The organism is Flavobacterium sp. (assembly GCF_035299005.1).
In the GTDB taxonomy this organism is placed as follows: domain Bacteria; phylum Bacteroidota; class Bacteroidia; order Flavobacteriales; family Flavobacteriaceae; genus Flavobacterium.
In genome coordinates, this window is record NZ_DATGXL010000014.1 from 487,843 (window position 1) to 500,852 (window position 13,010).

The window sequence follows — 13,010 nt, forward strand, 5'->3', positions numbered from 1 at the left end:
TTAATGAAAAAAATAGTTTTAGGCTTAATAATTTTTTTATCTTTTTCGGTTTCTGCTCAAGTAAAATTTGAAGCACAAACTGATAGAGATACGTATGGGTTAAACGAGCGATTTCCAATTGCGTTTTCAATTAACAACGAAGGTGATAATTTTCAAGGGCCAAAATTTACTGGTTTTAAAGCAGAAGGTCCATTTATCAACAAAGGTAATCAAACCTCAATTACTATTGTAAATGGTAAAATGACGCAAAAAAGAGAAATTACAACTCAAGTTGTTTATTATTTAACACCTACTAAAAAAGGGACTTTCACAATTGGTTCTGCAACAATAGAATATAACGGAACAGTATACAAATCGCAACCTATAAAAATTACAATTACCGATCCTATTCAAATACCAAACTATCAAGGACAGAATCCAAGACAGCGTCAACAAAACTATGATTTTGGTGAAGGAATTCATTTGGTAGGGGAATTATCTACTAAGAATCCGTATGTAAACGAACCCGTTACTGTGATTTACAAATTGTATTTTCCTTATAATAGTTCGGTTTCCAATTTCAGAAATTTTCAAGCACCAAAATATGAAGATTTTTGGAGTCAATATATCGACATGAAACAGCTTCGTGCCGAAAAAGGCAAATATAATGGTAAAGATTATGGTGTTGTTGTACTTAGAAAAGTAATTTTATATCCTTTAGAAGCAGGCGCAAAAAAAATAGAACCTTTTAAGATTGATGTAGACGCTGAGGTGCCAACAGGAAGAAGTGATTGGTTTGGTAGGTTAGAAATGAAAACAGTAGAAAAATCACTTTCTACAGGAATGCAAACTATCCATGTAAAACCATTACCAGAAAACGGAAAGCCAATAAATTATACTGGAGCTGTAGGAAAATATGAATTCAAAGTGACCCCATCAAAAACCACTTTAAAAGCAGGCGAATCATTAGATTTAGAAGTAAGTGTTTCTGGAAAAGGAAATTTGAAATTGTTTACACTTCCAAAACCTATTGTTCCAAGCGCATTAGAAATGTACGATCCAGCGCATACTGAAAACGTGCAAACTCCAGTGACAGGAATGACGGGAAAAATTTCGGATAAATACACGATAATTCCTCAATTTAAAGGAAAATATACCATTAAACCAATCACATTTTCATACTATGATTTGGCAAGTAAATCATATAAAACTATCGTGTCTAAAGAAATAACAATTGATGTTTTAGAAGGAGATGGTAATGTGACTGCTAATAATCTAAATTCAAATAAACAGATTATTGATAAAAAAGATGTGTTTCAATACAACAAGTTAAAAACCGAATTTGTCTCAAAATCAAGAGAAGATTTTTTAGGTTCGGGATTGTTTTATAGTTTGTTATTTGTGCCATTGTTTTTGATTCCAATTGTAATGGTTGCTAAAAAACAAAAAGAAGCAAAAGACGCCGATGTTGTTGGAAATAGAATTAGACAGAATAACAAATTAGTGAAGAAATATTTATCGGAAGCTAAAAAACAAATGGGCGACAAAGTTCCGTTTTATATGGCAATGGAAAAAGCGTTACACAATTTCTTAAAAGCTAAATTACATATCGAAACGGTTGAAATGAGCAAAGACAACATCATTGAATTGTTACAACAAAGAAATGCTTCAGAAATCAGTATTTCTCAATTTATGGAATTAATGAATGATTGTGAATTCGCAAGATATGCACCAGCAACTGACACCGCAATGCACAACGATTTTGACAGAGCTATCGAAATAATTACCGAACTAGAAAAACAATTGAAATAATGAAAAACAAGATTATCCTATTCTTTTTGTTTTTGGTTTCATTTGCTAATGCAAGCGAATCAATCGATGCTACCTTCAAAAAATCAAACGATTTATATAACAAAGGCGATTACGAACAAGCGTTGAAATCTTTCGAAAGCATCGCAAATCAAGGAAATGAATCGGCGGATTTGTATTTTAATATTGCCAATTGCTATTACAAATTAGGAAAAGTAGCACCATCCATTTACAATTATGAAAAAGCGTTGCTTTTAAACCCAGATGACGAAGCCATTCAAACCAATCTGTCTTTTGCACAAAAAATGGCAATAGACGACATTAAAATCCTTCCAGAAGTAGGTTTTAAGAAAATGGTTAAAGAATTTACAAGCACATTTCATTATGATACTTGGGCTTGGATTGCCGTTTTTGTTGCTTTTCTAAGTTTACTTTCTTTTTTAGGCTATTATTTTGGAAATACCGTATTTTTAAAACGCACTTTTTTCAGTTTGTTTCTATTGTTTTTAGTTGGAATTGGCGTAACCGTTTTTTCAGCATTTTTACAAAAGAAGTTTGATGCGAATTACAATCCAGCCATTGTTTTTGCAGAAGCAACAACTTTGAAAGCCGAACCAAAAAACAGTTCGGAAGATGTAGTAACCCTTCATGAAGGTACAAAAGTTTTTGTCTTAGAAGAATTAGGCAACTGGAAACAAGTAGAACTAACTGACAAAACCAAAGCGTGGATTGACAAAGAAGCGATTAAGGAAGTGAAGGAATAGTGTTCAGTGTTCAGTTATTAGTGTTCAGAATTTAATAGGCTTCTGAAGCTTTTACTGCTCACTTGCAACTTCCGATTTCAAACTATCATACCAACCTTCAATCGTAGGGTAAATCGCTTTTGAAATGTTCTGAATTGGATTATAAAAAATCGAATTTTCTTGTGTTTCTTTTGAAAGCAGCATGTTATTGATGTTGATTTTTTCAAAAATAAAAAGCACGACACTCAATGCTAAAATTGTTTTCAATACGCTAAAAACCACACCAGCCAATTTGTTAATCCAACCTAAAAAAGCAAAATCGACTAATTTGGTTAAAATTTTTGCACTCAAGTGAATGCCAATTACCACCAACAAAAACGTAATGATAAAAGCGGTTATTTCAATATATTTCGGATTCCAACTTGGGACAAATCCAGTAAAAATAGCACCTACTAAATTCGAAAACTTAATCGCTAAGTAAATTCCTAAAATCAATGCTACGAAAGAAGCGACTTCTACAAAAAGTCCGTTTTTTAATCCTTTATAAACTGCAAAACCCAATAAAACCGCAAAAACAATATCAATAAAACTCATGCAAAAAGAAAATAGATGAAAGAATAAAGAACAAAGACGATAGATTGCGTAAAAAACAAAACCATCGATTATCTTTGCAAATCTAATATAGAAAGTTGGGAATAGTCTTTTTTCTTTTCTCTTTTTTCTTTCATCTATAAAACATGTCAAGAGACGAACAATTAAAACAGCGTTGGGAAAGCGTTGTCAATATACTATCAGAAAAATTTTCAGGCGGAGAAGACCTTGATTTAGAAGGAATTATCTACTTAATCGGTGTACAAGAATTAGGAAAAATTCATGCTACTTTCAAAAAAGATGAAAAAGTAAACCTAATGCACATTGCCATTTGTCGTTTGTTAGAACCTTACGGTTACTACGAATTTGAGTATTTTGATAACGAAGGTTGGCCGCATTATAAAGTAAAAGAAGAATTACCACCACTAAAAGCAGGCGAACAAGCCGTGTTAATGAAAGAAGCAATTGTAAGCTACTTTTTAGAGAAAGAATTGATAGAGTAATTAGTGAAGAGTGATTAGTAATTAGTAATTAGCTTTTATTCTTTAGTGTTTTTTGCTAATCACTAATTACTAGTTACTATTCACTTTTTTATTTACTAATCACTAAAAATAACTAAATTTGCATTTTACAAAACGAGCGATGACAGAAACGATTAAAGCCCATATTGAAGAAGTAAAAGCTTTTCAAACCGATAATAAAGAACAATTAGAAGCCTTCCGAATCAAGTATTTAGGAAGTAAAGGCTTGTTGAAAGACTTTTTTGCCGAATTCAAAAATGTTCCAAACGAACAAAAGAAAGAATTTGGACAAGTAATCAACGAATTGAAAACTTCGGCAGAAGAAAAGGTAAAAAATATTCAAGATGCTTTAGAAAATAAAGAAGAAGCAAAAGGAATTTACGGCGATACAACGCGTCCGGGAGAAGCGATGAATATTGGTTCGCGCCATCCAATTTCTATTGTAAAAAACCAAATGATTGATATTTTTTCAACCATAGGTTTTAACGTGTCCGAAGGTCCAGAAATCGAAGACGATTGGCACAATTTTACCGCATTAAATTTACCAGAATATCATCCAGCAAGAGATATGCAGGATACGTTTTTCATTCAAACCAATCCTGATGTTTTGTTGCGTACGCACACTTCATCTGTGCAAGTGCGTTATATGGAAAACAACAAACCGCCTATTCGTACGATTTCTCCAGGAAGAGTGTTCCGTAACGAGGCTGTTTCTTCGCGTTCGCACTGTATTTTCCATCAAGTGGAAGGTTTATATATTGACAAAGACGTTTCGTTTGCCGATTTAAAACAGACGTTGTTGTATTTCACTAAAGAAATGTTCGGAAAATCGAAAATCCGTTTACGTCCGTCGTATTTTCCATTTACAGAACCAAGTGCTGAAATCGATATTTATTGGGGATTAAAAACCGAAACCGATTATCGAATTACCAAAGGAACCGGTTGGTTAGAAATTGGTGGTTGCGGAATGGTAGATCCAAACGTTTTGAAAAACTGTGGTATCAATCCAGACGAACACACCGGTTTCGCTTTCGGAATGGGAGTAGAACGTATTGCGATGTTGTTATACCAAATTGGTGATATCCGTATGTTTTATGAAAACGACGTTCGTTTCTTAGAGCAATTCAAATCGAGTATATAATTTAAAATCCTGACAGGTTTTCGAAACCTGTCAAGATTCTTCAAAATATGAAAAAAGACATTATCATCCCAAAAGTAGCAAACGTTCACATTGTAGCTTTTCAAGAATGGAACGACGATTTTATGGAGAATTCTTGGTACGCTTATTTAATAAACGATACCGATGATTTGCTAGAAATGGCTATGGTAGTTTCACGCGCTTACGGTTTAATCAATGGCGAAGAACGCAAAACGGGAACTTTTCGTCATGCGTTTGCTAAAGTTGAACCAAGAACCGCCGTTAAAGTTGAATTATTGGAAAACAACGTCTTACAATTGAATAACGAATTCATGTTGTCATACTTCGCAAACGGACAATTATTCGATAAAACCTTTGTTTTTAGAACCAATTCCATCAACGAAAAAGCTACTGCCGATTTACCAATTATCAACAAAAGAGGTGTTTTCGCAAATTAGATTTTCGTAAATCAAAATAGTAAAACCGCGAATGCACTGATTTTGTATTCGTGGTTTTTTGTTTTTAAAAAGAAAATATTTTTACCTTTAAGAAATTTTTTCAACAACACAACATGAAACCATTTCTTATTGCTTTAGCCTTTTTAACTACTACAATTTCCCAAGCACAAGATTTCGCCAAACACGTCAACCCATTTATTGGAACAGGCGGTCACGGACACACTTTTCCTGGCGCAACAGTTCCTTACGGAATGGTGCAGTTGTCTCCAGATACCAGAATCGATGGTAGTTGGGATGGCTGTGGAGGTTATCATTATTCGGATAATTTGATTTACGGATTTTCCCACACGCATTTGAACGGAACTGGTGTTTCAGATTATGGTGACATCATGTTGATGCCAACGGTTGGAATTAATACTCTAGATTCAAAATTGTATTCTTCAAAATTCCAACATAAAAATGAAAAAGCTTCTGCAGGATTTTATTCAGTACATTTAGATAAATATAATATTGATGTTAGGTTAACCACTTCAACACGTGTTGGTTTTCATGAATATACTTTTCATGATGAATGTCGACCACATATAATGTTAGATTTGAATCATAGGGATAAATTAATAGGGAAAGATTATAAAATAATAAATGATAAAACTATTGAAATTTATCGTCAAAGTGAAGCTTGGGCAAGAAACCAACAAATTTGGGCTAGGATAGAATTTAATCAACCAATGTTTTTTGAATATTATAATAACTCAATGCAAAATGGATTTATTATACATCCTAAAAAAGGGAACGTAAAAAAAGGCGAAAAAATTCTCGTAAAAGTTTCGCTTTCGCCAACGAGTTATGAAGGAGCTAAATTAAACAGTTCCGAAATTAAACATTGGGATTTCGATAAAGTTCATAAAGATGCTATTGCGGCTTGGAATAAAGAATTATCAAAAATTGAAGTCACGTCTGATGATAAAGATAAGTTAGCGATTTTCTACACGGCTTTGTATCACACGATGATGCAACCGAATATCGCACAAGATTTAGACGGAAAATACCGCGGTAGAGATAACCAAATTCATGTTGCAGAAGGATTTGATTACTACACGGTTTTTTCGTTGTGGGACACGTTTAGAGGTGCGCATCCGTTGTACACTTTGATTGATAAAAAACGAACTGCCGATTATATCAATACTTTCATCAAACAATACGAACAAGGCGGCAGATTACCGGTTTGGGAATTGGCCTCTAATGAAACCGATTGTATGATTGGTTATCATTCTGTTTCTGTAATTGCAGATGCGATGGCAAAAGGAATAAAAGGGTTTGATTACGAAAAGGCTTTTGAAGCCAGTAAAGCTTCTGCGATGCGCGATGTTTTAGGTTTGGATGCGTACAAGAAAAACGGCTTCATTTCTATTGACGACGAACACGAAAGCGTTTCCAAAACCTTAGAATATGCTTATGACGATTGGTGTATTGCTCAAATGGCGCAAATTTTAAATAAGCAAGAAGATTACCAATATTTCATGAAACGTTCTCAAAATTGGAAAAACATTTTCGATTGGGAAACCGGTTTTATGCGTCCGAAGAAAAACGGAGGTTGGGACAAACCTTTTGATCCAAGAGAAGTCAATAATAATTTTACCGAAGGCAATTCATGGCAATACTCGTTTTTCGTACCACAAGATATTTACGGTATGATTCAAGCCTACGGCGGACCTGAAAAATTTGAAGCCAAGTTAGACGAAATGTTCAACAGCGAAAGCAAAACTACTGGAAGAGAGCAAGTCGATGTCACCGGTTTAATTGGGCAATATGCACACGGAAACGAACCAAGTCACCACATGGCGTATTTGTACAATTATGTAGAAAAACCGGAAAAAACGGCAGCAAAAGTGCATTATATTTTAGATAATTTTTACACTAATACGCCAGATGGTTTAATTGGAAACGAAGATTGCGGTCAAATGAGTGCTTGGTATGTGTTGAGTTCGATGGGGATTTATGATGTTACTCCAGGAGATATGATTTTATGGGCAACAGTTAAACCAAATTTTGAAAAAATTAAAGTTTCAGTTGAAAATGAAAAAAAGACAATAAATGAATCATTCAAAGATATATTTTCTGATTTTGGTTTTGAAAAGGAAGGAGATGAAGTATTCGAATTAGATTATTATCCTTTAAGCTATTATGAAATTATCCCCGTTCCAGTAATTCAATCAGAAAGCAAAGCGTTTAAAGATAATTTGAAAATTGAATTGAAGTCTCAATACTTAAATGATGTGATTTATTTTATGATTAATGATAAAGACGATCATTTGGCAAAGAAAATGTTCGTAAAATATTCTAAACCTTTTGAAATATCACAAACATCAACAATTGAAGCTTATGTAAAGACAAATGAAGGACAAAGCAACACCATTTCCGCAACGTTCTTCAAAAAACCAAACAACTACAGCATCAATATCAAATCGATTTACAATCCGCAATATCATGCTGGTGGTCCAGAAGGGTTATTAGATGGTATTTTAGGAACTGAAAACTGGAGAAAAGGCGATTGGCAAGGATATCAATCACAAGATTTTGAAGCGGTTGTGGATTTAAAAGAAGTAAAAAGTGTTAATGAAATTTCAGCACGTTTTTTACAAGACCAACGTTCTTGGATTTTAATGCCAACAAAAGTGGACTATTATGTTTCGGAAGACAATGTGAATTTTACGTATTTCGGTTCGGTAAACAATACGTTAGATCCAAAATTAGAGGAAAATACGATTTTGAATTTCACTTCAAACGAAACCAAAGATAAAAAAGCACGTTACGTAAAAGTAATCGCAAAAAACTTCGGTAAATTACCAGAATGGCATCAAGGCGCTGGTGGCGATGCATTTATTTTTGTAGATGAGATTACGATAAAGTAAAGCTTTCAAATAAAAAAGGTTGTCCGCTAAGACAACCTTTTTTATTGGATATATAGTTTAAAATTAATCTTTATCAGGAAACAATAAAGAAGCGACTACAGACAAGATTAATACGCCTCCAACCACCAACAACGAAACAGTAGTTTCAATATGGTAAAACGGCGCTACAATCATTTTTACACCGATAAAAGTTAAGATGATGGCCAATCCATATTTTAATTTGCTAAACATATACATAAAGTTCGCCAACAAGAAATACAACGAACGTAATCCTAAAATAGCAAAGATATTTGATGTATATAAAATAAACGGGTCATTTGGTGCAATGGCAAAAATCGCTGGAATACTGTCCACAGCAAATAATAAATCGGTAAACTCAACAATCGCTACAACAACAAACAAAGGTGTTGCCATTTTGATTCCGTTTTGGATGGTGAAAAATTTATCGCCATCAAAATTCGGACTTACTTTAAAAAACCTGTGTACAAATTTAGAACCTGCACTTTTACTAAAATCTTTACTGCCTTCATCTTCTTCATTGCTAAAGCCCGATTTGATTCCCGCAACAATTAGAATAATTCCGAAAACAGTCAATAAATAGTTGATTTTTACTACTTGTCCAAACAATTCCATTTCGGGTAAATAGGTGTAATTCAGTAACCAAACTCCGGTAAAAATAAAAATAGCTCTAAAAACCAAAGCACCAATTACACCCCAAAATAATACTTTGTGTTGGGCTTCTTTTGCAACATTGAAATAACCAAAAACCAAAATAAACACAAATAAATTATCAACCGAAAGTGCTTTTTCAATCCAATATGCGCCTTGAAATTGCATGAATTTCTCGCTTCCCATGTAGTGGTAAATAATAGCACTAAATCCCATGGCTAATGAAATCCAAACCGCTGACCAAATTGCCGCTTCACGATTAGAAACCACGTGTCCTTTTTTGTTTAATACACCTAAATCAAGAATAAGCATTGCCAAAATAGTGATGGTGAATGCAGTAATAATACCAGGATGGTTGATAAGATTGTCCATATTTTTATTATTATTTGGCGAAAATACTATTTCTATTTTACACCAAGACAAACGATGTTAATTGATTATAAATCAATGTTTTACAAAATATTATTTTTTACAAAAAAAGATATAAACAAATGAAAATCAATTATTTACATCTCTTAATTGTTTTAATGCGAAGAATTAAAATTAATTTAATTTATCGGTTAATTCTTTAAAAACAGCTTTTGCTTCTTTGCTTTCGTATAAAATTTCATAAACTGCATCAATAATTGGAGTATCAGCTCCATATTCTTGATTTAATTTATAAGCACTTTTTACAGCGTAATATCCTTCGGCAACCATACTCATTTCCATTTGTGCTGATTTTACGGTGTAGCCTTTTCCAATCATGTTTCCAAACATTCTATTTCTAGAAAAAACGGAATATCCAGTTACCAATAAATCACCTAAATAGGCAGAATTATTAATGTTTCGCTTCATTTTATGCACTTTACGAATGAATTTTTTCATTTCGCGAATTCCATTACTCATCAAAACCGCTTGAAAGTTATCACCATAACCTAAGCCATGAGCAATTCCGGCAGCAATAGCGTATATATTTTTCAAAACTGCTGCATATTCTGTTCCTATAATATCATCTGTGGTTTTAGTTTTTATATAATGGGAGCTTAAGTTTTTAGCAACATATTTGGCTTTTTTTCTATCGCTACAAGCAATGGTCAAATAAGATAAACGCTCCATCGCTACTTCTTCCGCGTGACAAGGACCAGTAATTACTCCAATATTTTCAAAAGGAATATCATATTTGGTATGAAAATGTTCACCCACAATTAAGCTCGATTCTGGAACAATTCCTTTAATCGCAGAAAAGATTATTTTTCCTTCTAAACTTTCGGTTAAACTTTCTAATTCTTTGCTTAAAAAAGCAGAAGGAACCACAAAAATCACATAATCAGCATAAGCAACTGCTTCGTTGATATCGTTTGTAAGTTTTAATTTATTAGTATCAAACGCAACTGAACTTAAATAATTTGGGTTGTGTTTTTGATGTTTCAAATGCTCTATTGCATAGGTGCTTCGCATGTACCAAGCTATTTCTTCTTGGTTTTCACAAAGCATTTTTGCAATTGCAGTAGCCCAACTTCCTCCTCCAATGACTGCAAATTTTGGCTTTTTTTCCATTATGTGTTTCGATTTAGAAAATCAAAAATAATCATTTTAAAAGGATTTACAAAAAACGTTTGCGAGAAGCGATTTTAATAACTCATTTCTACGATTGCTTTTACCTTTTCGATGGTGATATTTTGCTTTTCTCCTAACACTTTCCAACCTCTTTCTTCAAATCGATTGGCGATAAAATCAGCAGTTTTTTCGTAATTTTCTGTGTTTTCCGATAATTTGGTTTTCATTCCCATTTTATGGAAGAATTCAACTGTTTTTTCAATCGCTTTTTCTGCAATTTCTTCGGTTGAATTACCTTGAATATTCCAAACGCGTTGCCCGTATTGTGCTAACTTGTCTTTTTTCGTATCGAACATTACGCGGTATAAATTTGGACCAATGATAGCCAACGTTCTCGCATGATCAATTTCGTATAGAGCTGTTAATTCATGACCAATCATGTGCGTTGCCCAATCCGAAGGAACTCCTTTTTGAATTAAGCCATTTAACGCCATGGTGGCACTCCAAACAAAGTTTGATGCTAACTTATAATCATTCGGATTTTCCACTACATCGGGACCAATTTCGATTAGCGTTTGTAAAATACTTTCTGAAATTCGGTCTTGTAATAAAGCATCGTGTGTATAAGTCAAATATTGCTCCATCACGTGCGTGAACGCATCCACAACTCCGTTTTGCAATTGTCTTTTTGGTAACGAAGTAATGACTGTTGGATCTACAATTGAGAATACTGGAAATAAAGCACTTCCGCCTAAGGTTAGTTTTTCTTGTGTAGCTTCAATCGTAACTACAGCGCCTGAATTCATCTCCGAACCTGTTGCTGGTAACGTTAAAACCGTTCCGAAAGGAATCACTTTAGCAACATCTTTGAATAAAATTCGTTTTTTCAAGATATCCGCTTCATCGCCTTCAAAATTAACGGCAGCAGAAATAAATTTCACGCCATCAATTACGCTTCCGCCACCAACAGCTAAGATAAAACCAATTTTTTCAGCACGAATAATTTCAACCGCTTTCATCAAAGTTTCAAAACGAGGATTCGGTTCAATGCCACCAAATTCTATGATATCATGATTCGGTAAAGCGGCTTTTACTTGGTCGTAAACACCATTTTTAAAGATACTTCCGCCACCATAAGCGATAAGAATTTTAGTGTTTGTTGGAACTAAATCAGTTAGTTTTTCAATTTGTCCTTTTCCAAAGACATAATTTACAGGATTGTATAATTCGAAGTTTAGCATAACATTTTATTTTTTTAAAACACAAAGTTACGCAATGGGATTGGGAACGAATGGTAAAGGAATGTTAAGTTATGAGCAATATTTTTTTCGCAATTCACTTGCTTCTTTATCAGAAGAATAGCCAATTATCAATAACCCTTCAGTACATGAAAAAGTGCCATTTTTAATATACTTATGAATTAAGTTTTTAAATTCATTCGTGTGTTTAAATTTTTTATCTACATATTGTAAAGTTCTTGTATTTAATGGAAGAACTTCGTTTATTACATAAAAATATAAATCTTGCTTTAAGGAGTTTAATTGATTTTCTGTTTTTAATTGGAAAAAAACTTCGATGTACTTTGATTCATTATAAAATGAAACAGAATTGTTTAACCCTTGAGAATACATTGGTCCAATTTTGGTATTTCCAGTTAAATCACCATATTTATTTCCAAATCCAATTTTGAAATCTTTAATTTTGTTAAATAAATATGTTTCATTATTTATAATTATTGAATTTTCATTTAATGAAATTTCACCTTGTAATTTTCCATTAAGTTTTTCGTGTTCAAAAAATCGTTTAAAACCCGCTATGATTAGAAGTAATAACGAAAGTATGGCTAGTAGTAGAGATAAATTTTCTAAAAAACTTATTTTTAGGAATTCTTTATTTAAGCTTAGTATTCCAATGCAAAGCATTAAGATAGTCAAACAACACCATGTAATTAATTCAGAAGTTACCCACTTTTTATAAAATGGGATATTCTTATTTTTATGATATATTTTGGCACTAAAACTCACTCTACTTCTTATAAAAATTATTATGCTCCAAATATTCCCAAACTTTATTGGGTAACATCGGAACTATATTTTTACCGTTTTTAATGCTTTCGCGTATGAACGTTGAGGACAATTCAATTACCGGCGCGCCAACTCTGTGAATTTTTGAATGATTTACAAACTGCTCGTCAATTTCACCTGAATTTAGTCGCGGATAGACATAAATATCGTGGTTTTGCAAAATGACTTCGTAGTTTTTCCACTTGTGGAGTGAGTTCAAATTATCTTCTCCCATAATTAAAGAAAATTCGTGTTTCGGAAATTTTTCTTGTAAATGTGCTAAGGTATTTACGGTATAATTCGGCTGTGGTAGTTTGAATTCGATATTCGAAGGTTGGATTTTCGGATAATCTTCCGTTGCCAAATGCACCATGTGCAATCGATGGTAATCATCTAACAACGAACTTTTCTGCTTGTGCGGATTGTGTGGTGTAACCACCATCCAAATTTGATCCAAATCAGAATGCTCTGCTATGTGATTGGCAATAATTAAATGCCCAATGTGAATGGGATTAAACGTTCCGAAATACAGACCTATTTTCATTGTTTGGGTTTTGGGTTTTGGGTTTTGGGTTTTGGGTTTTGGGT

The 13,010-nt window shown here is 33.3% G+C and carries 12 protein-coding genes; 6 read left to right on the plus strand and 6 right to left on the minus strand.

The window, feature by feature from the left end; all coding sequences use genetic code 11:
- Positions 1-3 precede the first annotated feature (3 nt).
- Together VK164_RS11110 and VK164_RS11115 are read left to right on the plus strand one after the other, a co-directional pair.
- Entirely contained in the window at positions 4-1,791 is a 1,788-nt protein-coding gene (locus tag VK164_RS11110) for a BatD family protein (RefSeq protein ID WP_324209409.1), read from the plus strand.
- Positions 1,791-2,552 (plus strand): tetratricopeptide repeat protein, encoded by a 762-nt coding sequence (locus tag VK164_RS11115; RefSeq protein ID WP_324209410.1) that lies wholly within the window; start codon positions 1,791-1,793, stop codon positions 2,550-2,552. The genes VK164_RS11110 and VK164_RS11115 overlap by 1 nt, the downstream gene beginning before the upstream one ends.
- A gap of 51 nt (positions 2,553-2,603) precedes the next feature.
- On the opposite strand, the gene VK164_RS11120 is transcribed toward VK164_RS11115, so the two are convergent.
- The gene (locus VK164_RS11120) at positions 2,604-3,125 is read right to left on the minus strand and encodes a CvpA family protein (RefSeq protein ID WP_324209411.1); all 522 of its coding nucleotides are present in this window, start codon (positions 3,123-3,125) and stop codon (positions 2,604-2,606) included.
- Positions 3,126-3,268: 143 nt separating this feature from the next.
- Here VK164_RS11120 and VK164_RS11125 point away from each other — a divergent pair, with 143 nt between their 5' ends.
- From VK164_RS11125 to VK164_RS11140, 4 genes are all read left to right on the plus strand, one after another.
- A complete protein-coding gene (locus VK164_RS11125; protein ID WP_166235521.1) occupies positions 3,269-3,625 on the plus strand; it encodes a hypothetical protein in 357 nt (118 codons plus the stop codon).
- 139 nt (positions 3,626-3,764) lie between these two features.
- Positions 3,765-4,784: a phenylalanine--tRNA ligase subunit alpha gene (gene pheS, locus VK164_RS11130; protein WP_324209412.1), complete on the plus strand. Its 1,020-nt coding sequence runs from the start codon at positions 3,765-3,767 to the stop codon at positions 4,782-4,784.
- A 47-nt stretch (positions 4,785-4,831) separates the two neighbouring features.
- Positions 4,832-5,239: a hypothetical protein gene (locus tag VK164_RS11135; protein WP_264548503.1), complete on the plus strand. Its 408-nt coding sequence runs from the start codon at positions 4,832-4,834 to the stop codon at positions 5,237-5,239.
- Positions 5,240-5,352: 113 nt separating this feature from the next.
- The gene (locus tag VK164_RS11140) at positions 5,353-8,151 is read left to right on the plus strand and encodes a GH92 family glycosyl hydrolase (RefSeq protein WP_324209413.1); all 2,799 of its coding nucleotides are present in this window, start codon (positions 5,353-5,355) and stop codon (positions 8,149-8,151) included.
- A 63-nt stretch (positions 8,152-8,214) separates the two neighbouring features.
- On the opposite strand, the gene VK164_RS11145 is transcribed toward VK164_RS11140, so the two are convergent.
- From VK164_RS11145 to nadD, 5 genes are all read right to left on the minus strand, one after another.
- On the minus strand, positions 8,215-9,192 hold the full coding sequence (locus VK164_RS11145) for a TerC family protein (protein WP_324209414.1): 978 nt from the start codon (positions 9,190-9,192) through the stop codon (positions 8,215-8,217).
- A 171-nt stretch (positions 9,193-9,363) separates the two neighbouring features.
- The gene (locus VK164_RS11150) at positions 9,364-10,359 is read right to left on the minus strand and encodes an NAD(P)H-dependent glycerol-3-phosphate dehydrogenase (protein ID WP_324209415.1); all 996 of its coding nucleotides are present in this window, start codon (positions 10,357-10,359) and stop codon (positions 9,364-9,366) included.
- Between the two features lie 74 nt (positions 10,360-10,433).
- The gene (locus tag VK164_RS11155) at positions 10,434-11,600 is read right to left on the minus strand and encodes an iron-containing alcohol dehydrogenase (RefSeq protein WP_324209416.1); all 1,167 of its coding nucleotides are present in this window, start codon (positions 11,598-11,600) and stop codon (positions 10,434-10,436) included.
- A gap of 69 nt (positions 11,601-11,669) precedes the next feature.
- Positions 11,670-12,383 (minus strand): hypothetical protein, encoded by a 714-nt coding sequence (locus tag VK164_RS11160; protein ID WP_324209417.1) that lies wholly within the window; start codon positions 12,381-12,383, stop codon positions 11,670-11,672.
- A 1-nt stretch (position 12,384) separates the two neighbouring features.
- Complete coding sequence (gene nadD / locus VK164_RS11165; protein WP_324209418.1) at positions 12,385-12,966, minus strand: nicotinate (nicotinamide) nucleotide adenylyltransferase; 582 nt, start codon at positions 12,964-12,966, stop codon at positions 12,385-12,387.
- Positions 12,967-13,010 lie beyond the last annotated feature (44 nt).